This is a genomic window from Haloarcula salina, assembly GCF_010119195.1.
Taxonomy (GTDB): domain Archaea; phylum Halobacteriota; class Halobacteria; order Halobacteriales; family Haloarculaceae; genus Haloarcula; species Haloarcula salina.
Genome location: NZ_WRXL01000001.1, coordinates 289,428 through 314,715, shown reverse-complemented (window position 1 = coordinate 314,715; position 25,288 = coordinate 289,428). Strand labels below are relative to the sequence as shown.

At 67.2% G+C, this 25,288-nt stretch carries 26 protein-coding genes; 10 read left to right on the top strand and 16 right to left on the bottom strand.

From position 1 onward, the window contains the following. Positions 1–122: 122 nt before the first annotated feature. Positions 123–581, top strand: coding sequence for a type IV pilin (locus GM656_RS01715; protein WP_162411922.1), 459 nt, complete (start codon positions 123–125; stop codon positions 579–581). Between the two features lie 6 nt (positions 582–587). On the opposite strand, the gene GM656_RS01710 is transcribed toward GM656_RS01715, so the two are convergent. Next, positions 588–1,859, bottom strand: coding sequence for an amidohydrolase (locus GM656_RS01710; RefSeq protein ID WP_162411921.1), 1,272 nt, complete (start codon positions 1,857–1,859; stop codon positions 588–590). A gap of 59 nt (positions 1,860–1,918) precedes the next feature. After that, positions 1,919–2,251 (bottom strand): uS10/mL48 family ribosomal protein, encoded by a 333-nt coding sequence (locus tag GM656_RS01705; RefSeq protein ID WP_162411920.1) that lies wholly within the window; start codon positions 2,249–2,251, stop codon positions 1,919–1,921. Positions 2,252–2,345: 94 nt separating this feature from the next. On the opposite strand from GM656_RS01705, the gene GM656_RS01700 reads away from it, so the two are divergent. After that, entirely contained in the window at positions 2,346–2,777 is a 432-nt protein-coding gene (locus GM656_RS01700; protein WP_174242916.1) for a bis(5'-nucleosyl)-tetraphosphatase, read from the top strand. Between the two features lie 81 nt (positions 2,778–2,858). Here GM656_RS01700 and GM656_RS01695 read toward each other — a convergent pair whose 3' ends face one another. Beyond that, positions 2,859–3,332 (bottom strand): RDD family protein, encoded by a 474-nt coding sequence (locus GM656_RS01695; RefSeq protein WP_162411919.1) that lies wholly within the window; start codon positions 3,330–3,332, stop codon positions 2,859–2,861. Positions 3,333–3,468: 136 nt separating this feature from the next. Between GM656_RS01695 and GM656_RS01690 the strand changes: the two genes are divergently transcribed. Next, positions 3,469–4,524 carry a DUF5787 family protein gene (locus tag GM656_RS01690; protein ID WP_162411918.1) on the top strand — a complete coding sequence of 352 codons (1,056 nt, stop codon included), beginning with the start codon at positions 3,469–3,471 and terminating at the stop codon, positions 4,522–4,524. Between the two features lie 37 nt (positions 4,525–4,561). Here the strand turns inward: GM656_RS01690 and GM656_RS01685 are convergent, their stop codons facing one another. From GM656_RS01685 to GM656_RS01675, 3 genes are read right to left on the bottom strand one after another with little or no spacing between them, the layout of a single operon-like run. Continuing rightward, positions 4,562–5,041 (bottom strand): DUF5797 family protein, encoded by a 480-nt coding sequence (locus GM656_RS01685; RefSeq protein WP_162411917.1) that lies wholly within the window; start codon positions 5,039–5,041, stop codon positions 4,562–4,564. A gap of 52 nt (positions 5,042–5,093) precedes the next feature. Next, positions 5,094–6,329, bottom strand: a complete 1,236-nt coding sequence (locus tag GM656_RS01680) for an ABC transporter permease (protein WP_162411916.1) — start codon at positions 6,327–6,329, stop codon at positions 5,094–5,096. Then, positions 6,329–7,036 (bottom strand): ABC transporter ATP-binding protein, encoded by a 708-nt coding sequence (locus tag GM656_RS01675; RefSeq protein ID WP_162411915.1) that lies wholly within the window; start codon positions 7,034–7,036, stop codon positions 6,329–6,331. Before GM656_RS01675 ends, GM656_RS01680 begins: the two co-directional genes overlap by 1 nt. A gap of 114 nt (positions 7,037–7,150) precedes the next feature. On the opposite strand from GM656_RS01675, the gene GM656_RS01670 reads away from it, so the two are divergent. Further along, positions 7,151–8,173: a LolA family protein gene (locus GM656_RS01670; protein WP_162411914.1), complete on the top strand. Its 1,023-nt coding sequence runs from the start codon at positions 7,151–7,153 to the stop codon at positions 8,171–8,173. 24 nt (positions 8,174–8,197) lie between these two features. On the opposite strand, the gene GM656_RS01665 is transcribed toward GM656_RS01670, so the two are convergent. Genes GM656_RS01665 through GM656_RS01655 form a run of 3 tightly spaced genes read right to left on the bottom strand, consistent with a single transcriptional unit; the run spans position 8,198 to position 10,849 of the window. Beyond that, positions 8,198–8,659 carry a Mut7-C RNAse domain-containing protein gene (locus tag GM656_RS01665; RefSeq protein ID WP_162411913.1) on the bottom strand — a complete coding sequence of 154 codons (462 nt, stop codon included), beginning with the start codon at positions 8,657–8,659 and terminating at the stop codon, positions 8,198–8,200. Beyond that, positions 8,659–10,395, bottom strand: coding sequence for a DNA polymerase/3'-5' exonuclease PolX (gene polX / locus GM656_RS01660; protein WP_162411912.1), 1,737 nt, complete (start codon positions 10,393–10,395; stop codon positions 8,659–8,661). The genes GM656_RS01665 and polX overlap by 1 nt, the downstream gene beginning before the upstream one ends. A gap of 1 nt (position 10,396) precedes the next feature. Further along, positions 10,397–10,849: a DUF5788 family protein gene (locus tag GM656_RS01655; RefSeq protein WP_162411911.1), complete on the bottom strand. Its 453-nt coding sequence runs from the start codon at positions 10,847–10,849 to the stop codon at positions 10,397–10,399. A 235-nt stretch (positions 10,850–11,084) separates the two neighbouring features. On the opposite strand from GM656_RS01655, the gene GM656_RS01650 reads away from it, so the two are divergent. Beyond that, on the top strand, positions 11,085–13,187 hold the full coding sequence (locus GM656_RS01650; RefSeq protein WP_162411910.1) for a hypothetical protein: 2,103 nt from the start codon (positions 11,085–11,087) through the stop codon (positions 13,185–13,187). Between the two features lie 66 nt (positions 13,188–13,253). On the opposite strand, the gene GM656_RS19430 is transcribed toward GM656_RS01650, so the two are convergent. Beyond that, a complete protein-coding gene (locus GM656_RS19430) occupies positions 13,254–13,385 on the bottom strand; it encodes a DUF7503 family protein (protein WP_277815031.1) in 132 nt (43 codons plus the stop codon). A 419-nt stretch (positions 13,386–13,804) separates the two neighbouring features. Between GM656_RS19430 and GM656_RS01645 the strand changes: the two genes are divergently transcribed. From GM656_RS01645 to GM656_RS01630, 4 genes are all read left to right on the top strand, one after another. After that, positions 13,805–14,749 (top strand): response regulator, encoded by a 945-nt coding sequence (locus GM656_RS01645; RefSeq protein WP_162411909.1) that lies wholly within the window; start codon positions 13,805–13,807, stop codon positions 14,747–14,749. A gap of 102 nt (positions 14,750–14,851) precedes the next feature. After that, positions 14,852–15,775, top strand: coding sequence for a rhomboid family intramembrane serine protease (locus GM656_RS01640; RefSeq protein WP_162411908.1), 924 nt, complete (start codon positions 14,852–14,854; stop codon positions 15,773–15,775). A gap of 2 nt (positions 15,776–15,777) precedes the next feature. After that, the gene (locus tag GM656_RS01635; RefSeq protein ID WP_174242915.1) at positions 15,778–16,578 is read left to right on the top strand and encodes an endonuclease V; all 801 of its coding nucleotides are present in this window, start codon (positions 15,778–15,780) and stop codon (positions 16,576–16,578) included. A gap of 144 nt (positions 16,579–16,722) precedes the next feature. Continuing rightward, positions 16,723–17,547 (top strand): SDR family oxidoreductase, encoded by an 825-nt coding sequence (locus GM656_RS01630; protein ID WP_162411906.1) that lies wholly within the window; start codon positions 16,723–16,725, stop codon positions 17,545–17,547. Here GM656_RS01630 and GM656_RS01625 read toward each other — a convergent pair. From GM656_RS01625 to GM656_RS01610, 5 genes are all read right to left on the bottom strand, one after another. Further along, positions 17,544–18,617, bottom strand: coding sequence for an ArsA family ATPase (locus tag GM656_RS01625; protein ID WP_162411905.1), 1,074 nt, complete (start codon positions 18,615–18,617; stop codon positions 17,544–17,546). The genes GM656_RS01630 and GM656_RS01625 overlap by 4 nt on opposite strands. Positions 18,618–18,668: 51 nt before the next feature. Then, the gene (locus GM656_RS18975; RefSeq protein WP_004516852.1) at positions 18,669–18,830 is read right to left on the bottom strand and encodes a DUF7563 family protein; all 162 of its coding nucleotides are present in this window, start codon (positions 18,828–18,830) and stop codon (positions 18,669–18,671) included. A gap of 73 nt (positions 18,831–18,903) precedes the next feature. After that, positions 18,904–21,345, bottom strand: coding sequence for an ATP-dependent DNA helicase (locus GM656_RS01620; RefSeq protein ID WP_162411904.1), 2,442 nt, complete (start codon positions 21,343–21,345; stop codon positions 18,904–18,906). Between the two features lie 131 nt (positions 21,346–21,476). Next, positions 21,477–22,037 carry a TATA-box-binding protein gene (locus GM656_RS01615; protein WP_162411903.1) on the bottom strand — a complete coding sequence of 187 codons (561 nt, stop codon included), beginning with the start codon at positions 22,035–22,037 and terminating at the stop codon, positions 21,477–21,479. A 179-nt stretch (positions 22,038–22,216) separates the two neighbouring features. Further along, complete coding sequence (locus tag GM656_RS01610; protein WP_162411902.1) at positions 22,217–22,651, bottom strand: TRAM domain-containing protein; 435 nt, start codon at positions 22,649–22,651, stop codon at positions 22,217–22,219. A gap of 46 nt (positions 22,652–22,697) precedes the next feature. On the opposite strand from GM656_RS01610, the gene GM656_RS01605 reads away from it, so the two are divergent. Then, positions 22,698–24,020: a hypothetical protein gene (locus tag GM656_RS01605; protein WP_162411901.1), complete on the top strand. Its 1,323-nt coding sequence runs from the start codon at positions 22,698–22,700 to the stop codon at positions 24,018–24,020. An 11-nt stretch (positions 24,021–24,031) separates the two neighbouring features. On the opposite strand, the gene mct is transcribed toward GM656_RS01605, so the two are convergent. Further along, positions 24,032–25,219, bottom strand: a complete 1,188-nt coding sequence (mct, locus tag GM656_RS01600; protein WP_162411900.1) for a succinyl-CoA:mesaconate CoA-transferase — start codon at positions 25,217–25,219, stop codon at positions 24,032–24,034. Between the last annotated feature and the right edge of the window lie 69 nt (positions 25,220–25,288).

Here is a 25,288-nt window from a genome sequence, read left to right as displayed (position 1 = left end):
TGGATAAAAAGATTTATCTTGCACAAACATGATAAGCAAATGAAGTCACTCGGGTCGGTCGACTGGGGGGTCGCCGACAACCGAGACGGCCGGACGGCTGTCTTCCGAGTGGGGGTTACAACATGAGTACACACATCTTCCGAACAGACGAGAGCGCAGTTTCACCAGTCGTCGGGGTCATCCTGATGGTCGCCATCACGGTACTACTGGCAGCAACGGCGGCGACGTTCTTCCTCGACCTCGGCTCGTCGGGTGCCATGAGCGAACAGGCACCACAGGCGGCGTTCACGTTCGACTACGAGGCGGGGAGCACCGACAGCCTGATCATCGAACACCGAAGCGGCGACTCGATCCGTGCCGGGTCGCTGTACGTCACCGTCAGCGGGGCCTCGACCGGTAACGGGCAGCACGCGTTCACCAGTCTCAGTGGGACACCTGCCGCGGGGTCGAAGGTCGCGGCCGGGACCCGCGCGACGTTCTCGACCGCTTCGCTCGACCTGTCCGACGCGACGGTGACGGTAAACTGGCGCTCGCCCAACAACGATCGCTCGGTCCAGCTCGCGTCCTGGGACGCGCCGTAACTGCCGTCACCGGCCGAGCCGTTTCACCGCTTCGCTGACGACGTCGACGCCGACGGCCAGTGACCGCTCGTCCACGTCGAAGGTCGGCGTATGATGACCGCCGGGGTGGTCCGTGCCGATGCCGACGAACGTCGCCCTGCCACCGTGCTTCTGGACGCGGTCCATCAGGTACGTCGCGTCTTCGCTCCCGCCCAGATCGGCGGATCGGAGTCGACTGGTGACGCCGGAGACGGTTCCGGCCGCGTCGTAGACGGTATCGGCGAGCGACGCGTCGCTCTCGGCGCTCGGCGCTTCCGCGGTCGTCTCGACGGTCGCGTCACAGTCGTGCATGGCCGCCGCGGATTCGACGACGGTGTCCGCCCGCTCGCTCATGTACTCCTTCAGTTCGGTCGTCTCACCGCGGACCTCGCCCTCCATCGTCGCGCGTTCCGGGACGATGTTCGTCGCCGTCCCGCCCCTGACGACGCCCGCGTTGACACGCGTGGCGCCGTCGCCGTGTCGGCGGATCGCGTGGAGGTTCTGGACCGCGGTGGCGAGGGCCTGCACCGCGTCCCGTCCCTGGGCTGGGTGGCCGCCGGCGTGGGCCGACTCGCCGGTGAACGTCGCCTCGAACTGCCGGACTGCGAGGAAGCCGCCGACGCCGGCGACGACCTCGCCCGTCGGGTGGTCGAGGCCGATGTGGATCGCCAGCAGGTGGTCCACGTCGTCGAGGTGCCCGCTCTCGGCGATGGCCTTGCCGCCCCCGATGACCTCTTCCGCCGGCTGGATCACCAGCTTGAACGTCCCGCGGAACTCGCTCTCGGCGACGGCTTCGAGCACCCCGAGGCCGATGGTCGCGTGGGCGTCGTGCCCGCAGGCGTGCATGAACCCCTCGTTGTTCGAGCGGAACCCCTCGTCGGCCGGGACGTGCGCCGGCGATCCGGACTCGGTGATCGGCAGGGCGTCGATGTCGACTCTGAGCGCGACGGTCGGGCCCTCGCCCCGTTCGAGGGCCGCCAGCGCGCCCGTGAAACCGCCTTCCGTGGCGTCCAGTACGTCCTCGCGAGCGCCGGCGTCGCGGGCCCGCTCGTGCCACGGCGTCAGTTCGTCCTCGTCGGGGACGGCCATGCGCGCGTCTGCGTCGAGCGCGTCCCGGCCGAGGTGCAACTGGTCGACGCCGATCCGTTCCAGTTCGTCGACGATACGGCTCGTCGTGTAGAACTCTCGCCAGGCGGGTTCGGGATAGCGGTGTAGTTCCCGCCGAAGCGACGTGAGGTGCGCCAGTCTGTCCTCGTCCATGCCGGGGAGAGGAACGCCAGTAACTTATAGGAAAACGGGGGACGCCGGGCGGGGTCGCGTCAGGACCCGCTGCCGACCTGCGTCCGCTGCTCGACCTCTGCCTCGACGTGGATCGAATCAGGGTACGTCCGCTGGGTGACGGTCCGGGCGAAGTCCTCGTAGCCGACGACCTCGACCGTACGCGTGTACACCGAGTAGTTCCAGGACTCGAATCGGCCGCCGCTCGGCCCCAGCGACTTCGACTGCGGCACGCGCAGTTCCCGCGGTTGCTTGGGATGGGGCCCCTTCAGTTCGACGCCCTTCTGTTCGGCCATCGTTTTGATCTCCGAGACCACGTCGTCGAGTCGGTGTCTGTCCCCGCTCGTGAGCGTGAGTGTCGTGACGAACGGCATCTGTGGAAGGTACTCCTCGGCGAGCGGTAAAAGGGCACCTGTTCGCGTCGCGTCTCCGATATTCTCTTAAGTACTGGTGTAGTAATTTCGGATAATGATAGAGGCCACGAGCGCGGGAGCCATCCTCTTTCGCGATACGCGTGGCCGGCGGGAGTACCTCCTGCTCAAGAGCCGACCCGGCGATTGGGAGTTCCCCAAGGGCGGCGTCGAGGGCGAAGAGGAACTGCAGCAGACCGCCATCCGCGAAGTGAAAGAGGAGGCCGGAATCGGCGATTTCCGGCTCTTAGACGGGTTCCGCGAAGATTACGACTACGTGTTCGAAGCGAACGGGAACACCATCCACAAGACGGTGCACCTGTTCGTCGCGAAGTCGTTCGAAGCGTCAGCCGAACTGTCCACCGAACACCGCGACCTGCAGTGGCGCGACTACGAACAGGCGATCAACACTGTCACGCAGGACGGCCCCCGCGAGATACTCGAAGAGGCACACGAGTTCCTCGACGAGCGCGACGAAGACGAGGAGTAGGGACCGTCGCGGTCGCCGATCCGCCGACGGAGACAGCGGTGGCTCTCTCGAACGCTGTTCGAAACAGGTGTCGGTGTCCGCTTAGGCCTGTTCGACGACGACGGTGCTTCCGGCCATGTCGCCGAGGCGCTGTTCGTCGTCATTCACCGCGATGAGAATCACAGCCAACAGCGCCGAGAACGGCGAGAAGAAGAAGCCGACGAGTCGGAACACGTTCCTGACGATCGAGTCGACCCAGGTGATGTCGCTGCCGCTCTCGTCGGTGATGACGAGTCCGAGCGCGTGTTTCCCGAGCGTGTACCCGTACATCGCTTCCATGATGGTGTGATAGAGGAAGTAAATGAACGGGAATCCGATGAGCATGAAGAGGTAGGCCCCTGCTAATCCTGTTACGACGGCGTTGTTCTCGCCGGAGGCTGCACCGCCGACACCGCCGATGACGAAGAAGATGGCTCCGAAGATGACGCCGATAAGGAGCCCGTCGAGGAACCGCGCCGCGAACCGTTTGCCGAGTCCAGCTTTCTTTTCGAGGTTTGCTCGTGGATGTTTATCCATACACTACTGGGCATCCCGTCTGCAAGAATAAAACTTTCGTAGCGATATATAAATAAAATAATACCACTGTCGAGTGGTGTCATATCTGTGGAATACTGGAAGGATACCGACGGCGTCGGCCGCACGATAAAACGTTTTGCTGTCCACGGCCGAAGCGTTGCCCGTGTCGGTCACCTCTGAGTTCGCGTTCGAACTGCAAGTCTGCCAGTGGGCCGAGCGGGCGTGGGTGCCGGCCGACGATTCGGCGGTGCTGGTCGCCCGCCAACTGGGAACGAAACACCGCCGGTGGGACACCGTCGTCCTCGAGTGCGACCCGGACGGGCTCCGCGAGCGAGCGAAGCTCGGCGCGGAATCGTTCGACTCTGACCTTCTGCACGTCCTTCGGAACGCACCGGCCGACTGGACGTACTACCGCGACGCGCTCCCCGACCCCGGGTATCCGTGGCGCTACGTCCGCGAATCGATCCACGAGGCCGCTGACCGCGACGCGCTCGATACGCGAAAGCGAGGAAACCGCATCCAGATCCGGCGGGTTCGTCCCTACCCGGACTGGCTCCGCCGGATCGTCGCAATCGAGAACAAGCCGGACCTGACGGCCAGCGCGGCCCGCGACCTCGCGCCGCAACTGGAGCGGGACGTCGCGCTGTCGCTGGCCGACGAGGTGTGGGTCGCCACGGCGGCGACCGGCGAGCGCGTCGAGCCCGTCCTGCTGACCGACATGCCCGCGGCGGCCGGCGTCCTGACCGTCGACGCCGACCGCGGCACGGCCGAGGACGTCTGGCAGCCGCGGTCGCTGTCGGTCGCCGACCCTGGAACTCGCATCCTCGACCGTCCAGACGACGACCACAGCGCGGCCCGCTTCGAGTACGTCGACCCGGACTGGAAGCGCGAGCGCCGCCTCGCCATCGCCGAGCGGGCCTACGAGCGCGGCTGGCGCGCCTACGCCGACACGATGCGGCCCGACTGTCGGCACTTCCAACTCCGCGCGGACGAGACGGGCGTCTATCCCTATTGCGCGGCGAAAGAGCGCGTTCCGACGGCCGCGGAGTGTCGCGGCGCGTGCCCGTCGTACGAACCAGAGCCACCGATCTGGCGGTCGAAGGGCTGGCCGCTCGACGGCGGCCCTGGCGGGGCGATACGACGGTTGCTCGACCGGCGTCGACGTCGGCAGCGACCGGGGCTCTCAGAATAGCGGGGCCGACGCGACCGGCCGAACGTGACGTAGGGCGTTACTCTTCGGCCAGTTCGATGTCCAGTTCGTCGCGCGCGACGGCCAGCCTGAACGTCGGGACGGTCTTCTGTATCGTCTCGACGATGCCCTTGTCTGCGAGGCTCCGCAGCGCGGACCGGACCTCGTCCGTCTCGCGGTCCTCGCCGGCGTCGCGCAGCGCGTGCAGCACCGACACGACGCTCTGGCTCTCCTCGTCGGGGCCGGCGATCACGTCGACGACGGCCTGCTGGAGCGGCGTGACCGTCACCGTCTGGACCCGGTCCGAGTCCGCGCCGTCGATGAGCGTCGTCGCCTCCGGCGTCGCACAGATCAGGCTGTTGTCGTCGCGGTAGTAGTGCTCCTTGAGTTCCGATTCGAGGTACTGGTGGACCTCGCTCCCGCTGTCCATGTCCCAGCGCTCCTGTAGCTCGCTGTTCTTCGTCGGCTGAAGTTCGACGACGTCGGCGAGTCGCTCGCGGGCCTCCTCCGAGAGGGTCATCGCCGGCGGCTAGGTGGACCACGTATTTCGGTGTTCTGAATCCCCGGAGCGCTCACTCGTGTCGCAGCGCGTCGATGGGATCGACCCGCGCCGCCCGCCACGCGGGATAGAGACCGGCAAGAACGCCGACGAGGACGCCGACAGCGACCGCCAGCCCCATCCACAGCGGGGCGAGCGAGAACGTGACCTCGGCGTATCGCGTCGCGGCGTAGCCGACCACCAGTCCCAGCGGCACGCCCAGGAGCGACCCGAACGCACCGAGCAGGGCGGCCTCGACGAGGAAGATCTGCATCACGTCGCGGTTGCGCGCACCGACGGCCTTCATGATCCCGATTTCACGGGTCCGTTCGGTGACGCTGACCAGCATGACGTTGGCGATGCCGATGGCCCCGACGACGAGCGCGATGACCGCGATCCCGGTGACGAAGCGCGTGATCCGCTCGATCACGTCGCTGATCTGCTCGACGAAGTCGCTGCCCGAGCGCGCGACCAGGTCCGTGTCGTCCGCCGACAGCGAGCGCGCGTCCGACTCCTCGGAGAGGTACGCCTGCACCGCCGACTGCGTCTCCGGGATCCGCCGCGGGTCAGCGACGAGCGTCACCTGCGGGTACGCGCGCTGGCGGACGCCCGCCGACGGGCTCTCGACGACGGCGTCGTAGAACGGCTCGATGGGGACGTAGACCCGCGGCTGGCGGGCGAAGTCGCTGACCGGGAGCTCTCCTCGCGTGCCGTTGACCACGCCGACGACCGCGAGCGTCCGCTCTTCGCCGTCGGCCGTCGTCAGCGTCACCGTCTCGCCCGCGCTGAGGTTCCCGTCGAACGACCGCGCCATGTCCTCGTTGACGACGACCGCGTCCTCGCCGGACTCGAACGCGCGGCCCTCGACGAGCACGCTCGGCGTGAAGCTGGCCGGCCGCGTCGCCGTCACCTGCTGTCTGGCGAGCGTCTGGTTCCCGTGGCGGATGGACTGCGTCCGGACGATGCCTCTCGGTAAGGCCGCGCGGACGCCGTCCGTGGCCGCCAGTCGGTTCACGTCGGACTCCGTGAACACCGGCTGGAGCACGCGGTCGAAGTCGTCGTCGCCCGACGCGGTGGCGAACACGTAGACGTTGCCCGCGTTCGTCGTCTCGATGTCGCCGACGATCTCGGTCTCGACGCTCGCGCCGAACGTGGCGAACGTGATGACCGAGGCGATGCCGATGACGACGCCGACGACGGTCAGGGCGGACCGGAGCTTGTGGCCCCGTATCGAGCGGACCGTCATCCGGACGCTCTCGGCGGGGTCCATCAGTCCGTCCCCTCCGGCGTCTCCTCGATGGACCGAACGCGGCCGTCCTCGACGTGGACCACGCGCTCCGCTCGCTCGGCGACGTGTCGTTCGTGGGTCACGAGCAGGAGGGTGTTGCCCGCCGCGTGGAGGTCGTCGAACACGTCGAGGATGCGCGCCCCGGTCTCGGTGTCGACGTTGCCGGTCGGCTCGTCGGCGAGGATCAGCGCGGGCTCGGTCGACAGGGCGCGCGCGATGGCGACGCGCTGGCGCTGCCCGCCGCTCAGCTCCGTCGGGAGGTGGTCGATTCTGTCGCCCAACCCCACGTCCGACAGCAGCGACAGCGCTCGTTCGCGGCGTCGGTCGCGGTCCCAGCCGTCGAACACGAGCGGGAGAGCGACGTTCTCGACGGCGGTCAGGCGGGGCATGAGATTGAACGTCTGGAAGACGAACCCGACATCGGTCCCCCTGACGGCGGCCAGTTCGTCTTCGCCGGCCGACGACAGGTCCCGACCGTCGACGACGACGCGCCCCGCCGACGGCGTGTCGAGGCCGCCGACGAGGTTCAACAGCGTGCTCTTGCCGGAGCCGCTCGGGCCCATGATCGCCGTGTACGAGCCCTTCGACAGCGTCAGGCTCACGTCGTCGAGCGCCGTCACTCGCCCGCCGAGGTCGTAGTGCTTGCTGACGCCGTCGACCACGACGGTGGCGTTCGCTGTCTCGCTCACACCCCCGGTACGGCCCCGACGACAATGAGGGGTTCGACGGCGCTCGCCGCCGCCGGACACACCACCGCTCTGACAGGAGGAACCCACTTATTCGTTCGGTCCCAAGACCGGTCAATGCTACCAGACTCCGGGCGGAGGCTGGCGATCGTCGCAGTGGTGGTGACCGTCGGACTGCTCGCCGCGGGGGCCGTCGCCGGCGTCACGGGGCTCTCTGCGGTGGCTCAGCCGTCCGGCGACGAGGTGCTCGACCGCGCCGAAGCCCGCTACGACGCGGCCCGGACCGTCACCGGAACCGCGACGGTGACGGTGGCGAACGAGACGAACTCGACGACGGCGACGGTCGAGTACGCCGCCGCGGAACCGAATCAGACCTGGGCCGCCGTCACGAGCGACGACGCCACCTACGAGATGGGGACGAACGGGTCGGTGGTCTGGGCCGTCGGCGAGAACGAGTCGTACGCCCGCGAACTGCCCGCCCGGTCGGCGGGGATGAACGACACCGCCGACCCGTTCCCCGAGACGAACGTCACGGCGACGCTCGTGAACACCACCGAACTCGACGGCGAGTCGGCCTACGTCCTCGATCTGGAGCCGACGAACGAGAGTCTCGACGCGCCGGACACCTCGCTGTGGGTAGCCACCGAGGACTACCGCGTGCTGCGGATGACGACGGACGACGGGACCAACCGGACCGCGGTCAGCGTCTCGGAGACGCGGTTCAACGTCAGCATCGACGACAGCCAGTTCGCGCCGCCGGCTGACCGCGTCGCCGTGACGACCGTCGAGACGTACGACACCTTCGCCGCCGCCCAGTCGGCGACGGCCCTCGACCTGCCCGCGTGCGACGACGGGACGTTCGAGGAAGCGCGCTCCGTCAGCCGTCCGGACGGCACGGCGGTGTTCCAGCGCTACGACGGGGCCGACGGGAACGTCACGCTCGTGAGCGCGACCGGCGCGTCGACCTATCTCGAATCGGTGAAGAACGGGACGACAGTCCAGGTGGACGGCCGGAACGCCACGGCCGTCGAGCGTGACGGCCGCGCCGTCGTGTACTGGACCGACGACGAGGACGTGACCACCGGCGTGGTCGTCGAAGGGTCCGTCGACGACGCCGTCGACGCGGCTCGCGGGCTGTAAGCTCGGGCGCTCTGCCCGCTCTTTTCACTCCCCGGACTCCAGGTCACCGAGCGTCGCCGCCACCGCGTCCCAGTGGCTCCCCTTCCAGAAGTGCTGCCCGCAGTCCGCGCAGCGCCAGACCCGCTCGTCGCTGGCATCGGGCGCGTACTCCGGTGTCCGCTCGGACGGCTCGACCCGCTCGACCGGGCCGTTACAGGCGCTACACCGCGACGGCTCCGCGGGCAATTCCAGGGGGAAGTCCGCGACCGCGAGTTCGCGGAGCTGGTCGGTCACGTCGCGCTCGGTGAGGAGGACGCTCTCGGGGGCGCGGTTCGCGAGGCGCTCGTCCCGCGTGAGCAACAGTCGGTCTTCGGAGACAGCGAGGCCGAGCGCGTCCTCGTCGGCCTCAGCGTCGCGGTCGAGCGCGTAGGCCGCGTCGTAGCCGCACATCCGCAGGTACGTCGCCAGTTTCCCGAGCATCGCGTCGAGCAAGAGTCGGTCCCGCATCAGGCATCGAGGAACTCGCGGACGCCCGCGGCGTCGCGGGTGTTGAGCACGTCACCGGCCTCGGCCCACCCGCGGCGGGCCGTGTGGACGCCGTAGCGGACGAGCTCGAAGTCGCCGGGGCTGTGGGCGTCCGTGTTGACGACGACGGTCGCGCCGGCCTCGATGGCCCGCTTGACCGCGTGGCCGCTCAGGTCGAGGCGGGCGGGGTTGGCGTTGATCTCCAGCGCCGTGTCGTGTTCGGCGGCCGCCTCGGCCAGGCGTTCGATATCCACGTCGAGCCCGGCGCGACGGTTCAGATACCGGCCGGTCGGGTGGCCGATGACGTTCACCTGTGGGTGCTCGGCGGCCGCGACGAGGCGGTCCGTGCCGTCGCCGTCGAGCGCGGCGTGGGGCGAGGCGACGACCACGTCGAGGTCGGCGAGCAAGTCGTCGGCGACCGAGAGGCCGCCGTCCTCGGCGATGTTCGCCTCGACGCCGGTGAACACGTCGATGTCGGCGTCGGCCGCGGCCGCCTCCACTTCCTCGATCTGCTCGCGGAGGTCGTCGTCTTCCACGCCGACGCCGCCGACCATCCCCGGCCCGGTCGCGTGGTCCGTCACCGCGACGTAGTCGTGTCCGAAGGCGGCCGCGCCCGCGACCAGTTCCGCAATGCTGTTGCGCCCGTCGGACCAGTCCGTGTGCGTGTGGAGGTCGCCGCGGACGTCGCCCTCGCCCAGCAGGTCCGGGAGCGCCCCCTCGGCGGCGGCTTCGACCTCGCCGCGGTTCTCGCGGAGTTCCGGCGCCAGCCACTCCATCCCGAGGGCCTCGTAGACGCCCTCCTCGGTCTCGCCGGCCACTCGCTCGCCGGCGCGCTGGTCGTCGTCCTCGACGCCCGCCACGTCGAAGACCCCGTACTCGTTGACTTTCAGGTCCCGGTCGATGGCGCGGTTGCGGACGGCGACGTTGTGGTCCTTGCTCCCGGTGAAGTACTGCAGCGCCGCGCCGAACTCCTCCGGAACGACGATTCGCAGGTCGACGCGAACGTCGTCGGCGTACGCGCTCGCCTTCGTCTCGCCGGACTCGATCACTCGGTCGAGTTCGCTCCAGTCTGCGAACCGCTCGATCACCGCCGCCGGATCGGTGCTGGCGACCAGCACGTCAACGTCGCCGATGGTCGGCCGCCAGCGGCGGATCGACCCGCCGAGGGCGCAGCGGTCGACGGCTTCCCCGTCCGCCATGTACTCGCGGATCCGGTCGCCGTAGGGCCTGGCCTCGCCCAGCAGCGACCGCTCGTGGGCCTCGCGCGCGAAGTCGATGTTGTCGAGGATGTTCTGCTCGGTCTTCGCGCCGAAGCCCGACACCTCCTGAATCTCGCCGGCCTCGGCGGCCGCTTCGAGTTCGTCAAGCGTTGTGATGCCGAGGGCGTCGTACAGCTTGCCGACCGACTTGGGGCCGACGCCCTCGACGGCGGTCAGGGCGTCCATCTCGACCGGCAGCTCCTCGCGGAGCTCGGTCAGCTCCGCGATTTCGCCCGTCTCGACGTACTCGACGACCTTCGCGGAGATGGCGTCGCCCACGCCGTCGATCTCGCCGACGCGCTCCTCGCCGTCGGCGGCGAGCCCCTCGATCGCGCCGGGATAGTCCCTGATGTTCTCGGCCGCCCGGCGGTAGGCGCGGGGCTTGTACTCGACGCCCTTCGCGTCCAGCAGGTCGGCGAACTCCTCCAGCAGCGTCGCGATTTCGTCGTTCCGGCTCATGTCAGAGGCTCCGCCCGGCACGACCCGTGCCGGAATCCGCGTCCTGGTGGCCCAGCGCCTTCTGCAGGAACTTCATCCAGCGCTTCTGGTCGGCGGCCTCCTGGGCTTGGGCCTCCTGTTCGAGGTTCGCCGGGCCGAGCTGTTCGAGGGCGTTGAGCGCGCGGTCGATGCCGATGATGGCGTTCGCCAGCTCCTCGCCGCGCTCGTAGCTCACCTCGCCGTCCTCGATGCGCTGCTTGCGCTGGAGGCGCTCGCGCCGCAGGTTCTTCTTCGCCTGCGTCACCCGCTCTCGCTCTCCCGACGGGATCGTGTCCCGGCGCTTGATCTCGAAGACGAACGACCGCAGTTCGACCTCCTCGCCCTGGATCGTGATCTCGTCGGGGATGTCCGCACCGACGGTCGCGCTGTCCCGTTCGATGCGCTCTAGCAGTTGCTTGCGCTCGAACTCCTTCACTATCCACCCGTTGGGGCGGGACCCCCTTACTCGCTTCGCTCCCCCGCGACCCGCCACCTCGTCCGAAGACGGTCATGTCGGCCGGAGGTCCTCCGACACGTGACGGGACGGCCCGCTGACCGACCGTTCTCTCGATGACACGTCACTGAGAATGCAGGGTGTCGGCGATATCTTTTTGCCGCTATCGACCGTTCGGTCGAGACGAGACTACCACGGTTCCCTCCACCTTCGCCCTATGACCCTCACTTTCGAACCGCTCGACGACCAGGACGGGATTCAGGTCATCGACGAGATCGAGCGCCAGCGCTACCGCCTCTACACGCCCGGTCCACTCGACTGCGAACCGGCCTCGACCGATCCGTTTCTGTTCCCCGTCAGCGACGCCGTCTCGATCCGGACGACGGAGCTCGTGCTCCCGACGGTCGTCATGGTGTACGTCCGCGACGCCGACGGGTCGATGGTCGGCGAGGTCCAGCAGTTCGAGTCCGAGTCCTTCGAGGAGGACGCCTACATCCTCGATCCCTGTACACAGATCAAGACCTACGTCCACCTCGACGCCGCCTTCGAAGTGTCCGTCGACCTGAACGAGACCCGAATCGAGTTCGAGTCGCCGACCGAGGTGTTGCTCGGCGCGCGCTCACAGCACGACCGACCGGCGGCGACCGTGACGACCACCGACGATCCGGTCGATATGATGGCCGCCGTCGAGACCTTCGGGTCCGCGCTGAAGGCCCACGACCCGGAGCGCTCGTATCCGACGCTCCGCGGCCACCCGCCGGCAATCGAGCTCGGCGACCGCCTCGACATCCCGTCGCAGCTCGACGTGCCCGACACCGGGGTGCGCCTGGAACTCCCGCCCGACCTCGCGTCGGTGTTCGTCGCCGCCCCGCTGTCGTACTACCTCGGCGCGTCGCTCGTCCCCGCGTCGGAGCCCCGCCTCGTCACCGACACCGGCTTTTCGTACTCGCTCGACACCGCGCGGGGCTTCGAGACCGAGGTCGGCCGGACGCTCAAACGGCTGTTCTTCCTCGACTGCGTGACTCGCACGGAGGGGTTCCACCAGATCTCGCTCCACGAGCGCCACGCGATCGAACCGTACGTCGACCTCGACTTCGCGGCGCTGTACGAGGCGTCGCTCAGCGAGCAGGTCGCCGCGTACCTCGACGTCCCCTACGACGTCCTCGAAGAGCACATCCCCGAGTGGCGGCTGACGGCGCACGTCGACCCCGTGGCTGCTAACGCCGAGCAGTTGCCCTACGTCGTCGACGACCTCGCGCTGGTCCGAACTCACGAGCAGCCGACGATGAACGAGGCGAGCATCCCGGCCGAAGCACAAGCGGAGTTCACCCGCAACGACGTGATCACCCGCTCGGCCGGTGCCGGTACCGTCACCCGCGCGGCCACCGCCGACACCGTCCCGCCCAGGGACGACTACGTCCAGCCCCAGTCCACGGACACGCTCGAACAGGCCTGGATCGGCGACAGCATCCCCATCGGCGCGAGCAAGCTCACGGTCGAGGCGTTCCAGCACCGCCTGGACCGCGAGCGCAACGCCGGCGACATCTCCATCACCGTGGTCCAGAACGACACCCGGATGGAGGCAGAGCGACACCTCGTCGACGAGGTGTACGGGTCCCGGGAGGACCTGCCCTTCGACGTGACCGTCGAACAGGACCTGACGCGGGCGGAACTCGAACGCGTCCTCACGTCGGACACGGAGTTCTTCCACTACATCGGCCACACCGACTACGAGGGCTTCACCTGCACCGACGGCAAGCTCGACGCGACGGAACTGGACTCGGTCGGCGTCGACACGTTCCTCCTGAACGCCTGTAACTCATACAACCAGGGCCTCGCGCTCGTCGAAAACGGGGCGATCGGTGGCATCGTCACCCTCAACGAGGTCCTCAACGACGGCGCGGTCCGAATCGGCGAGACAGTCGCGCGCCTGATGAACTGCGGGTTCCCGCTCCGGGCGGCGCTGACCATCGCCCGCGACGAGAGCATCCTCGGCGGCCAGTACATCGTCGTCGGCGACGGCGGGATCACGGTGACACAGGTACAGAGCGGGACGCCGAACCTCCTCGAAATCAGCGAGGCAGAAGATGGCTTTTCAGTTACTATGTACACCTATCCGACAGATGTCAAAGGTTTAGGAACGATTATTATGCCCTTTATTGAGAGCTGCGAGTCTCATTTCTTAACGTCTGGCCGGCTTGGAACGTTCCGTGCAACTCATGATGAAATCTCAGAGTTCCTCAAACTTCAGGAGGTGCCTGTTAGAATTGACGGCGACCTGCACTGGAGTACGTCGGTCGATCTACGTACCGTCTTTTAATCTGTTACGAACGTCTTTCGTGGGAGTACGGCAGAATAGCGTTACGAAATTCTCTCGAAATCTTTTCTACGGGCCGAAGTACGCGTTGTTGTTCGCCGCCGCGTTCCCCGCCTGCGTCAGCAGCATCAGGAGGGTGAACAGTGCGCCGGCCATTTTCGGGTGCTCTGCGAGGTATTCGCGCATGGTGGTATCGGACATGATACGATTTGACTGTCGATGGGATGTAAATTAAAAATATTTGAATAGTACCTACATATTATAGATTATATTAACTCTGAAAATAATAGTCAACTACCACAAAACTAACTCTCGAACTGCCGTTAACATTTCTGAGAATATTCGTTCGGAGAATTGGTGTCCGACGGCGCTTGATTGAGCGGAACCGATCGTTGAAACTATCAATATTGTTTAGTGGGCTGCGACGCAATGGACATGCAGGATTGGGTATCGATGGCTGAACTACAAACGACGAACGAGACTGGACGGCGCGGAGTCGCAGATCGGGTGGCAACGCGACTTCGACGAAACATCGCAGTGCGGGCTCAGGGCGTGTGCACGCGAACTGTCGAATCGAAGCGTTCGGGGCCTGGTCTGCACGCGAGGCATGGGTGCCGCCGATGAAGACCGACGGACCGTGGACGCTCGGCGGTCGGACCGTCGATTTACCCGACGGCGCGATTCGGGGGAGCAGCCGCGCCACGACGCGGCGAGTCCCCCTCATCCGGACCGAGTCAGCGAACACTCCCGAAGAGGTACGGACGGAAGTCCCGATTCCGCTGGCGACGGATCAGGAGTCCCAGGAGTCCACACTCCTCCACGTCGACGACGACCCGCAGGTGGGCGAACTGGTCGAACTGTACCTCTCTCGCATCACCGAGGATCTGAACGTCGTCTCGAAGACCAGCGTCGTCGCGGCGCTGGACTTCCTGGAGTCCGAGGACGTGGACTGCATCGTCAGCGACTACGAGATGCCGAGCACCGACGGACTGGAGTTCCTCGAGATCGTCCGCGAGCGGTACGCCGACGTTCCGTTCATTCTCTTTACCGGCAAGGGGAGCGAGGAGATCGCGAGCGAGGCGATCGCCTCGGGCGTCACGGACTACATGCAGAAGGGGGCCGGTTCGGACACGTACGAGGTGCTGGCGAACCGCGTCGAGAACGCGATCGAGCAGCACCGCACGGAACAGCAGTTCTGGAACGCCCTCTCGTGGTACCAGCGCCTCGTCGAGCAAGAACTCGCCGGGGTCTGCATCATTCAGGACGGGACGTTCGTCTACGTGAACCAGAAGCTGGCGGACATCTTCGGGTACGACCAGAGCGAACTGGTGGACGAGTCGCCGACGGTGCTCGCGCCCGACAGGGAGGAGGAGCAGTTCCTCGATTCGATTCGGGCCTCCGAGGCCGACGATCTCGACTCCTTTCACTCGGCGTTCGAGGGGCAGCGCGCCGACGGCGAGGCGCTCACCATCGAGGTGTCCGGCGGTTCGATCGAGTATGACGGGGACCCGGCGTGGATCGGCGTGCTTCGGGACGCAGAGAAGGGGCCCGACGGAGGCGCCTAACGCACTCGACCGCTCGAACTCGTCGCATTCCGGGCTGCCGCATCTCGTCGTCTCTTTTTCCAAACACAATCCCTTTGCACCGGCCTCTCCTAACGTGAGCCAATGTCGGAGTGCGACGCCTGTGGGAAGCAAGAGAACATGCCGTATCAGTGTGGGCACTGCGGCGGGACCTACTGTTCCGAACACCGTCTCCCCGAGGCCCACGACTGTGCCGGGTTGCAGAACTGGGACGATCCCGGCGGCGTGTTCGACAGCGGGTTCGACGACAGCGTGAGCAGCGGTGACACGTCGAGCGGTGGCGTCGGCGACCGCCTCGGAATCAACACCGGGACGGGCGGCCCGCTCGCGTACTTCCGCGGGAACGTCACGTACCTGTTCCTGGCGATCATGGGCATCGTGTTCATCCTCGAGCACGTCGTCATCCTAGCGCTCGGCTCCGATGCCTTTCAGGCGCTGTTCGTGCTCCATCCGAGCCACCCCGAGTACGTCTGGACCTGGGTCACGTCCGTGTTCTCTCACGCCCCCTTCGGCTTCTATCACATCTTCGGGAACGGCATCATCATCTACTTCTTCGGCCGTCTCGTCGAGCAACAGATCGGCTCGAAGAAGTTCGCGGCGTTCTTCCTCGCGTCCGGCGTCCTGGCGGGCCTCGGTCAGATCGCCATCCAGGCCGTACAGGGAACCTCGGCTGGCGTCCTCGGAGCCAGCGGCGCCGCGCTCGCGATCATGGCGTTTCTGACGGTACTGAAGCCCGACCTCAAGGTGTACCTCTACTTCCTGATCCCGGTCCCCATCTGGGCGATCACCGGCTTCTACTTCCTGTTGAGCATCATGGGATCACTCAATCCGATGGGGTCGGGCCTGCTCGCGGGCAACATTGCGCACCTCGCGCACCTCATCGGCCTCGTCATCGGGCTGTGGTACGGCCAGCGGGTCAAAGGGCGCAGCCGCATTCCCGGGCAGATACAGTTCGGCGGCGGCCGCGGGCCCGGCGGACCTGGCGGTCCGGGCCGCCGGCGACCGTGACGATGGAGCCCGTTCGCCCCGAGTTCGTCCCCGATCCGTCGCTGTCCCAGGCAGAGATGGAGGCCCTCCAGCGCGACATCGCCGACGCCGCGCGCTTCGAGGACGACCTCGCCGTGTCACCGGCCCGAATCGGAAGTGAGCCGACGGACACCGAGCAGGCGACTTTGGGTGAGACCTGCGATGGCGCGGAACCGCCGATCGTCGCCGGTGTCGACCAGGCGTTCGTCGGCGACCGAGCGGTCTCCGCCATCGTCGTGCTCCGGGACGGCGAGGTGGTCGAGCGCGTGCACGCCGTCGAGCGGACCGAGATTCCCTACATCCCGGGCCTGCTGTCGTTTCGCGAGGGCGGGGCGATACTGGCGGCGTTCGCCGAACTCTCACACGAGCCGGACGTGATCCTCGTCGACGGCAGCGGACGCATCCACTTCCGGGAAGCCGGACTGGCGACGCACGTCGGCGTCACGCTGGACGTTCCGGCCGTCGGCGTCGCCAAGAGCCTCCTCTGTGGCACGCCGGATCGGTCGCTGGACGAGAAATACCCGGTCGGCACGCGAATCCCCATCACCGCCGACGAGTCGGTGGAGACGTGCGCCGATGGGACACGCATCGGCCACGCCGTCCAGACGCGACAGTACGACTCGCGGAACCGCCACATCAACCCCCTCATCGTCAGTCCCGGCCACCGCGTCGCCGCGTCGACCGCCGCCGACCTCGTCGAGGCGACGACCGACGGGTACAAGCTCCCCGAACCGACGCGGCTGGCCGACAGCTACGCCGACGAGGCGAAGGCGTCTGTGGAGTGACCGCGCCGCCGGCCTCGGTCGGGGACGCGCCGCCCGCTTTGATCCGGGACCGCGTCGCTAACCTCGGCACGGTCCCGCCGCCGCGGACCTGACCGCCGACAACCGACACTATAACTGTCCGGGGTGTGTTCCACCGGCCAACACATGGCGAAGACGGTGCTGATAGCGGGGGCGGCGTCGGGAATCGGGCGCGCGACCGCCGAGGCGTTCCTGGCCGACGACTGGATCGTCTGGGCGACCGCGCGCGACGAGTCGGACCTGTCCGACCTCGCCGAGGACGGCTGCGAGACGGCCGAACTCGACGTGACGAACCCACGCGAGTGCGAGCGCGTCGTCGAGTCGCTCGTCGAGGCGGAGGGCCGACTCGACTGCCTGGTGAACGGCGCCGGCGCCGCGCAGTTCGGCGCGGTCGAGGACGTGCCCACGGCGGCGTTGCACGAGCAGTTCGACAGGAACGTCTACGGGCCACATCGCCTCGTCCGCGAGGCGCTCCCGCACATGCGGGCCCGCGAGAACGGGACCGTCGTCAACGTCTCCAGCGTCGCCGGGCGAATCGCCTTCCCGAATCAGGGCGCGTACGCGGCCTCGGAGTTCGCGCTGGAGGGACTGAGCGACGCGCTCCGGATGGAGGTCGAGCAGTTCGGCGTCGACGTGGTGCTCGTCGAGCCCGGTCCCGTGGATGCCGCCGCTGGAGGCGGTCCGGACGCGGCCCCAGACGGGTTGGAACCGACCGGCGCGTACGACTGGCTCTATCGGGCACAAGAGGACTCGAACCTCGTCGGGGTCCGGGACGCGCTGTCGGTCGCGCCCGGCGCGGTCGCGCTGACGATCCGCGACGCCGCGAGCGCGAGCGACCCCGAGCCGCGATACCCCGTCGGCCAGGGCGCGAAGCTCCTGCTCATGCTCGATTACCTCCCGGCGCGGTGGCGCGACGCCGCCTTCGACGTGTTCCGAACGCTGACGAGCTAGTCCAGACAGGCCGCGACGACGCCCAGCAGCCGCTCGCCCCGCACTTCCTCCGCGAACAGCGGGACGCGGCGCACGTCGTGCCCGCGGAACATGTCCTGTGAGCGCGCCAGCGCCTCCTGCTGGACCTGCCAGCGCCGCGCGCAGAACTCGCAGTCGTCGTGGTTCGGGCCCGGGATGTCGACGTCCCCGCCGAGCACCTCGCTCGGGTCCTGCATCACTCGGTTGACGACGACGGTCCCGACGGGAATGTCGAACTCGGCCAGCCGGCCGAGCAGGCGCTCGGACTCGACGACGGAGAGTTCCTCGGGGACCATCACGATCCGGAAGTCAGTGCGCCCCGGGTCCTGGAGGATCGAGCGCAGGTGTTCGATGCGGTCCGAGAGTTCGCGGAGGTCCTCGATACCGGCTTCGGCGTCCACGTCGTCGTCATCGCCGCCGAACATCCCGGTGAGATTGCCCATCATGCCGGAGAAGCGCTCGCGGAGCTGGAGGATCTTCCCGACCATCGAGTCCATCGTCTCCGGGAGTTCGAGCAGGCGCAGGGTGTGGCCGGTCGGCGCGGTGTCGATGACGACGCGGTCGAAGCGGTCGTCGTCGACGTAGTCGAGCAACAGGCGCATGGCGGCGGCCTCGTCGGCACCCGGCATGGACCCACCGAGCAGACCGTCTTCGCCGCTGATTGGGTCACCAGCCTCTGCACCGCCCCCGCCCATCATGCCGTCGCCGCCGAGCAGGTCGCCCATCCCGCCGAAGGCGTCGCCGTCGACGCCCAGCGGCCCGTCGCCGACGGCGGCCTCCGGGTCGATCTCGGCCGCGAACAGCGGGATCTCCTCGCGGATTCGCGTCGGCGTCGCCGGGATGTCGGCGTCCAGCGTGTCCGACAGCGAGTGCGCGGGGTCAGTCGAGACGACGAGCGTCGCCGTCCCGTCGCGGGCCGACGCCAGCGCGGTCGCCGCGGCGCAGGTCGTCTTCCCGACGCCGCCTTTCCCTCCGTAGAGGACGTACTCGGCCGCGTCGATTCCCGTCGGGGCGTCGATCTCGTCGACCGCCTCAACGTCGAGTTCGCTCATGGCAGTAGCTACGCGCTGCCGGCCTTGTGTACTTCCCGAAAACGAGTCGCCCTACTGTCTCGACGACCGGGCTTCGCGAACGTCCGCGCCGTCCCGGAGTTTGTCCTCACAGTTCGGGCAGACGCGCGGCCCGTGACCCTCGACGGCCTCTGGTGTGAAGACCCGTACGTACTGCTCGGTAACGAACTCGCCGCAGTTCTGACACTCGGGCATCTATACAAACACTCGTTCCACGCTGTATAGGCTTTCCGTTGCCCGCCATATGTTCCGATTCATCGACAGGAACTCACCGATGGTCGTTCCAGAACGACTCCAGTTGGGAGGCGAGGAAGTCAGGCGTCATCCGCGTGAACTCCTCGCGCTCGCCCTCGGGGAGGTAGGGATAGACGGAGTGGCGGGCGTCCGGGGCGTAGCGGCGACCGACGAGGGCGCGGACGCCGACCTCGTCGGCCCCGCGGATGACGCGGCCGATGGCCTGTCGCGCCCGGCGGACCGCGGGGACGGTCAGGGCGTACTCGAAGGCGTTGTCCTCGCCGAAGGCGTCGCCGTAGGCCCGCTGGACGCCGCGCACGCGCGGCGAGCCGATGTTGACCAGCGGAATGCCCACGACGGCACAGGTCGAGAGCTTCGCGCCGTCGTAGTCGACGCCCTCCGTCAGCGTCCCGCGCGTCGAGGTGACGAGGACCCGCCCCTCGCCGCGGAAGAACTCGCGTTTCGTGCGCTCCGTCTCCTCGTTGCTCGAGGACTCGTCGATGAGTACCGACTTCTCGACCGCCTCCCGGAGGTACGCGCCGGCCCAGCGCGCCTCGCGGTAGTTAGGCATCGCGATCATGACGTTGCCCGGCGAGCGCGCGAGCGCCCGGAGCGCCTGGGCGTACTCGTCGCGGGTGGGGTTCCAGTCCTCACCCAGCGGCTCCATCGCCTCCGGGTCGCCGCGGTTGCGGGCGGTGAACGGCGTCGCGTCGACGAGGTACGACGCGCGGTTCTCCGGGGGAAAGGGGAGGTCGTAGGTCGTCGTCCGAACGGGCCGGCCGTCGCTCTCGTCTACCCCGCCCGTGCCGTCCTCGGCCATCGCGTCCAGCCCCGAGACGCGGGTGAACACGTCGAGCGGTTCCAGCGTCGCGCTCATGAGAACGCCGCCGCCGAGGTCGTCGAAGACGTTCCGGAGCGCCGTGGCGGGCATGCAGTTGTAGCAGCACAGCCCGGCGGTGTAGGCGGCCCGGTAGTCGGCCTCGCCGCGGCGGCGCTCGTCGGGCGAGTGCTCCAGTTCGATCTCTCGGAGGAAGGTCGCGTGATCGCGCTCCCACCAGTGGCCCGCGAGGACGCCGACGGCGGCGCACACCGGCTGGCGGGTCAGCCCGAGCTGGTCGATCACGTCCTCGACGGCCGCGCCGACCTGCGACAGCGTCCGCCAGACCGTCCCGTCGTAGCCACGGCGCTCGGCCCACTCGGTGAGCTCGTCCCGCTCGACGGTGTCAGGGTCGCGAAGCGGGATCTCCATGTCGTGTTCGGGGAGTGTCGACAGGTCCGCGCGCCACCCCTCGTACTCGGCGTCGAGGAAGGACTCGACGCGGTCGTCGAGCCAGCCCAGGAGGTCGTCGTAGAACGTCCGGGCCTGATCGACCGCATCGAGCGGTACTTCGCGGGCCGACAGCACCTCGCGCACCTGCCGCTTGTGGTCGGCGCTCTGCTGGGCGCGCTGGATCAGCGTGTTACAGTCGTTGCGCGCTTGCACGAGCGTCTGCCTGCCGATGCGGTCCGACAGGAGGTCCCTGACGCGCTCTTCGAGGCGGTGGGCCTCGTCGACGATCACGAACGTCTGCTCGTCCAGCACCTCCGAGAGGAGCGGCCGCGACGCCGGGTCGAACAGGTGGTTGTAGTTCCCGACGATCACGTCGGCCGCGGAGAGCAGGACGCTCATCACGCGGTGGGGACACGTCCCCCGCTCGGTCGCCGCCGGGAGGTAGTCGGCCATCGTCACGACGCCGTGCTCGCCGGCGGAGAAGTCGACGGGCGAGCCCTTGTTGCGGGCGTACCAGTCCGCCTCGAACGGGCAGTACAGCGGCGGGTCCGATCCCTCGGCCATCGATTCCGGGGCGGTCGGCTGACTCGGCCGGTACGGGGAGTGCGCGCCCGCGGTCGAGAGCGTGTCTTCGCCGAGGGTCGCTTGCGAGGCGGCGTCGGGGCGGGCGGCCGCCGCGAGGTCCTGTCCCTTCCGCGGGTCCCACCACTGGTCGTCGTCGGCCTCGCCGGCGACCGCCGCGTCCGCGACCGCTGCCCCGTCCGAGCGCCCGTCGTCCTCCACGAAGCGCGCCGTCGCCTCCCGCAGGTCCTCACAGCGGTCGTGCGTGCTCGCGTCGTCGGGAAACAGCCCCTCCCGCCCGTACGGACACAGGTCGCGCTTGCCGACGAGCGAGATGCCGGAAAACGGCTCCTCGACGCCCGCATTGAGCGTCCGGAGGTCGTCGACGAACTGCTGGAGCTGCTGTTTGACCGGCGTGACGACGACGACGCGCTCGTAGAGGTCGGTGTCGCGGACGAGCGTCGCCGCGGCGGTGAGCGCGGCCATCGTCTTGCCCGTCCCGCAGGGCCCCTCCATCGCGAGGAAGCCGCGGGCTTTTCCCGCTTCGATCGCCCGCTCGACGGCGTCGGCCTGGTTGTCGTACGGCTCGTCGAAGCCGAAGTACTCGCGCCAGGACTCCGTGCCCGTCGAGGCGGGGTCTGCCATCGGAACGGGGTTGGGCGCGATGGTATTTGAACCGCGGGGTTCGCGTCGGCGTCGGACGGTCGCCGCCGACGCGGTCGCTCGGAAGCGGTTCGGGGATAAAACTGTGTGACCTCTGTCCGCCGCGGTCTGTCTCAGTCCAGCAGGCCGAGGTCGCTGAGACGCTCGACGATGGTGTCGACGGCCTCTTCGGCGTCCTCCTTGCGCTTCCCGCCGGTGACGACGAGCTTCCCGGAGCCGAACAGCAGCGCGACCACGTCCGGTTCGTCCAGTCGGTAGACGAGGCCCGGGAACTGCTCGGGCTCGTACTCGATGTTCTCCAGTCCAAGCCCGATGGCGATGGCGTTCAGGTTGAGCGAGCTCCCCAGATCGGCGGAGCTGACGATGTTCTGGACGACGATCTCCGGGTCGTCGTCGACCTGGATGTTGAGTTCGCGGAGCTTGTCGAAGACGATACGCAGGCTCTGGTGCACGTCGTCCGTCGACTTCGCGCCGGTGCAGACGATCTTGCCCGACCGGAAGATGAGGGCGGCGGACTTGGGGTCCTGTGTGCGATAGACGAGGCCCGGGAACTGCTCGGGGTCGTAGTCGGCCCCCTCCAGGTCCATCGCGACGCTCTCAAGGTCGAGTTCCTGTCCGATTCCGGTCGAAGCAACGACATTTTCGATGTCAATGCTCTCTTTTGGGTCGACCATATAGTGTTTTAAATACCGAACTTAAATTATATAAACGTTTGTGATGCTGTGATTACTAGTCGTTCTTGGACTTCTATCGCGAGCGACAGATCCCATTCAAGTGGGCGAACGGCACCGCTCACGCCCTCCTTCCGGACGTGAGAGCCGACCGGTAACGAGCCGGGAGCGCCGCGGGGCGACTACGCGCGCTGGCCGTCGGTGTCGACGACGCTCGCGAAGGCGACGTTCTCCTGAACGGTCTCGATCTCCACCGTCGGCGAGTCGCCGGGCTGTCCGTCCGGAACGATGACGACGTAGCCGCGCTCGACCTTGGCGATTCCGTCGCCCTGATCGCCGAGGGACTCGATGGTCACCTCGCGGACCTCGCCCTCGTCGACCGGTGGCTGTGGGACGCCTGACGACGTACTGACCGAGTCGGTCTCGCGTGCCGGTTCCGGTGTCGATGTCGCTGTCTCCCCGTCTACCTGTGAGAGGAGCCCGACGCGGTACGTCTCGCCCGGGGCGAGGGCGCCGTGGCTGACCTCGCGTTTCGGAATCTCGACGACGTACCGGTCGCCGTCGGACTCGACTTGCGCGCTGAAGAGCGTATTGAGAGCGTCTGGAACTTCGACCATAGACTATCGTACGGCTCATGATAGATAATGGTCCTGTCTAGCGACCGTGGCCGTCGGCTCTCGCGGCGGGATGCCGGCGAAGTCTCGGCCGCGGTTTCAAAGGGGTAATATAACAACACCGAAAACAGCAGTACCGAGTTCATCTCGCAGAATGAGTCACAGTCACTCTCGCGCGAACTATTCGTTCACGGCACTCATCAGTCGTCTCCTGGAGAGGAGAGCCTACGCGGCGGCCGTCGTCTTCGTGACGGCACTTGTTCTCAGACTGCTCTATCTCGTTCGGATCCTGCAGGTCCACGATGGGGTACGCGTTGCCGGTGACACTCCTGCGTTCAGACGCAGTTGCCAGATTCTGGCGACTGAACCCCTGAACGTGGTGTCGAAGGTAAAGGGGTTGATGTATCTCGGGTTCAACATTCCCTTCTGTGTCGTCGAGTGGCTGAGTGGTGGGAGCGGGCTCGCATGGGTACTCGTACAGATCCTCGTCTCGGCGTCGACGGCTGTCCTCGTCTTCTACATCGGATCGCAACTCACGAATCGCGTCGGCGGCTTCGTAGCAGGGATGTCGATCGCCCTGTTGTTCGACACGTTCCGGTACACCGCGTTCCTCCTGGCCGAGACGACGTTCGTCTTCGTGTTTGTCCTCACCATCGGCTCGCTCGTCGCATACAAGCGGAATCCGGGGACCCGGCGCAGAGCGGCAGTGTTTGGCAGTATGCTATGGCTCTCGACGACGCGACCGTTCGGCATGCCGATTGTCGCTTGTTGGCTCGCACTCGATATCCTCCCATCCGATTCGCCGTATCGGTTAAATGTGCTCCCGCGGTGGTTCGCCACGTCGGCATCGGTGATTCTTCCGGCGATTATTCTGGTCTTTTCCAGCGCACGTCGGAAACTCAAGCAGGTCGAAATCGGCTGGCGAGAGGGCTGGATCCTCTATCAGGGCAAGACGGATCTGTTCTTCTCGGAGTACGTGTACACGCCACGGCCGAGCGGAAGCTTCGTGGAGTTCGTCCTGGTGAACGCGGACCATATCGCGATCATGTCGGCACTCCGGGTGCTGGTACTGTACGTCCCGTTAGTCGACGCCTGGGAGAGTCCATTTTGGAACGTCTTCAATGCCCTCGTCTTGGTGCCACTCCTGCTGGGATCGATCTACGGCGGGGTCAAGGCGATTCGCCGTCGGCCCGACGTCGCGACGCTCCTCCTCTCGCCGATCGTCGTCGTGACGGCGGTCGTGTCCGTGACGCTCGTCAGCATGGCCTGGCGGTACCGCGCGCCGCTCGGCCCCGTCTTCGCCCTGTTGACGGGATACGCGGTGTCGACCCTGCCACAGGTCGAGGCGATCGCTGACCGACTGGGAGACTGACTGGGTCGCGCTCAGTCGTCGCCTTCCACGCGGCCTGCTGTCGCCTCTTCGATTTCTGCCAGTAGTTCGTCCCGGTGCTCGTCGAGCAGCGGTGCGCGCCCGCCCGGTTCGGGCATCGTTTCGGTCATCTTGATCGGGCTGCCGGCGATAGTCATCCGGTCGTCAGCGCCCGGTTGATCCACGTCGGCGAGCATGTCGCGGTCGCGGATGTGGGGGTCGTCGAAGATGTCAGCGGTGTTCTGGACCGGCGCGGCGGGCACGCGGCCTTCGAGCAGGTCCAGCATGGTCTCGGTCTCGACCGTCTCGGTCCAGTCCGCAATTTCCGCCCGCAGCGCCTGGCGGTTGGCGATCCGACTCCCGGCGTCGGGGTAGTCGGCCGCGAGGTCGGGCCGGTCCATCGCCTCGCACAGCGCCTCCCAGTGGCCGTCGGAGAACGCCGCGATGACGACGTGGCCGTCGGCGGCCTCGAAGGAGTCGTAAGGGAACAGCGTCGGGTGGGAGTTGCCCTGCCGGGTCGGAGACTCGCCGTCACAGGAGTACTGATACACCGTCCGCTCGCACAGCGAGACCATCGAGTCGTACATCGCGGTGTCGACGTACTGGCCCTCGCCGGTGCGTTCGCGGTGGTGGACGGCGGCGAGGATGCCGACGGCGTTCAGCGCCGCGGTGAAGAGGTCGCCGACGCCGGGACCGACCTTCGTCGGCGGCCCGTCCGGCTGGCCGGTGATTTCCATAACGCCGCCGAGCGCCTGCGCGATGAGGTCGAACGACGGCTGGCCCTGGCGGTGGGTCTCGCCGGTGCGCGGGTCGCCGAAGCCACGGATGGAGGAGTAGACGAGCTGTGGGTTGCGCTCGCGCAGGGTCTCGTACCCGCAGTCGAACTTCTCCATCGTCCCGGCTTTGAAGTTCTCCACCACTACGTCCGCGCGCTCGACCAGCGAGAGGAACGCCTCGCGGTCGGCGTCGGTCCGCAGGTCGAGTTCGAGCGAGCGCTTCCCGCGGTTGACGCTCTGGAAGTAGCCGCCGTAGGCTTCGCGCTCGCGGTCGGTGACGAACGGCGGGTTCGACCTGATGAGGTCGCCGCCCGGGCGCTCGACCTTTACCACGTCCGCGCCCATGTCCGCGAGCAACATCGTACAGTACGGTCCGGCGAGGACCTGCGTGAGGTCGAGCACACGCAGGTCGTCAAGCGCACCCATACCGAAACCACGAGCGGGCGGGGGCCTAAACCCTTGTGATAATTCATTATAAATCATATAAGGCCGTAT

Coding starts and splice junctions, on each gene's coding strand:
- GM656_RS01715 (WP_162411922.1), top strand. CDS start 123: ATGAGTACACACATCTTCCGAACAGACGAGAGCGCAGTTTCACCAGTC.
- GM656_RS01710 (WP_162411921.1), bottom strand. CDS start 1,859: ATGGACGAGGACAGACTGGCGCACCTCACGTCGCTTCGGCGGGAACTA.
- GM656_RS01705 (WP_162411920.1), bottom strand. CDS start 2,251: ATGCCGTTCGTCACGACACTCACGCTCACGAGCGGGGACAGACACCGA.
- GM656_RS01700 (WP_174242916.1), top strand. CDS start 2,346: ATGATAGAGGCCACGAGCGCGGGAGCCATCCTCTTTCGCGATACGCGT.
- GM656_RS01695 (WP_162411919.1), bottom strand. CDS start 3,332: ATGGATAAACATCCACGAGCAAACCTCGAAAAGAAAGCTGGACTCGGC.
- GM656_RS01685 (WP_162411917.1), bottom strand. CDS start 5,041: ATGACCCTCTCGGAGGAGGCCCGCGAGCGACTCGCCGACGTCGTCGAA.
- GM656_RS01680 (WP_162411916.1), bottom strand. CDS start 6,329: ATGGACCCCGCCGAGAGCGTCCGGATGACGGTCCGCTCGATACGGGGC.
- GM656_RS01670 (WP_162411914.1), top strand. CDS start 7,151: ATGCTACCAGACTCCGGGCGGAGGCTGGCGATCGTCGCAGTGGTGGTG.
- GM656_RS01665 (WP_162411913.1), bottom strand. CDS start 8,659: ATGCGGGACCGACTCTTGCTCGACGCGATGCTCGGGAAACTGGCGACG.
- polX (WP_162411912.1), bottom strand. CDS start 10,395: ATGAGCCGGAACGACGAAATCGCGACGCTGCTGGAGGAGTTCGCCGAC.
- GM656_RS01650 (WP_162411910.1), top strand. CDS start 11,085: ATGACCCTCACTTTCGAACCGCTCGACGACCAGGACGGGATTCAGGTC.
- GM656_RS19430 (WP_277815031.1), bottom strand. CDS start 13,385: ATGTCCGATACCACCATGCGCGAATACCTCGCAGAGCACCCGAAAATG.
- GM656_RS01645 (WP_162411909.1), top strand. CDS start 13,805: ATGAAGACCGACGGACCGTGGACGCTCGGCGGTCGGACCGTCGATTTA.
- GM656_RS01640 (WP_162411908.1), top strand. CDS start 14,852: ATGTCGGAGTGCGACGCCTGTGGGAAGCAAGAGAACATGCCGTATCAG.
- GM656_RS01635 (WP_174242915.1), top strand. CDS start 15,778: ATGGAGCCCGTTCGCCCCGAGTTCGTCCCCGATCCGTCGCTGTCCCAG.
- GM656_RS01630 (WP_162411906.1), top strand. CDS start 16,723: ATGGCGAAGACGGTGCTGATAGCGGGGGCGGCGTCGGGAATCGGGCGC.
- GM656_RS01625 (WP_162411905.1), bottom strand. CDS start 18,617: ATGAGCGAACTCGACGTTGAGGCGGTCGACGAGATCGACGCCCCGACG.
- GM656_RS18975 (WP_004516852.1), bottom strand. CDS start 18,830: ATGCCCGAGTGTCAGAACTGCGGCGAGTTCGTTACCGAGCAGTACGTA.
- GM656_RS01620 (WP_162411904.1), bottom strand. CDS start 21,345: ATGGCAGACCCCGCCTCGACGGGCACGGAGTCCTGGCGCGAGTACTTC.
- GM656_RS01615 (WP_162411903.1), bottom strand. CDS start 22,037: ATGGTCGACCCAAAAGAGAGCATTGACATCGAAAATGTCGTTGCTTCG.
- GM656_RS01610 (WP_162411902.1), bottom strand. CDS start 22,651: ATGGTCGAAGTTCCAGACGCTCTCAATACGCTCTTCAGCGCGCAAGTC.
- mct (WP_162411900.1), bottom strand. CDS start 25,219: ATGGGTGCGCTTGACGACCTGCGTGTGCTCGACCTCACGCAGGTCCTC.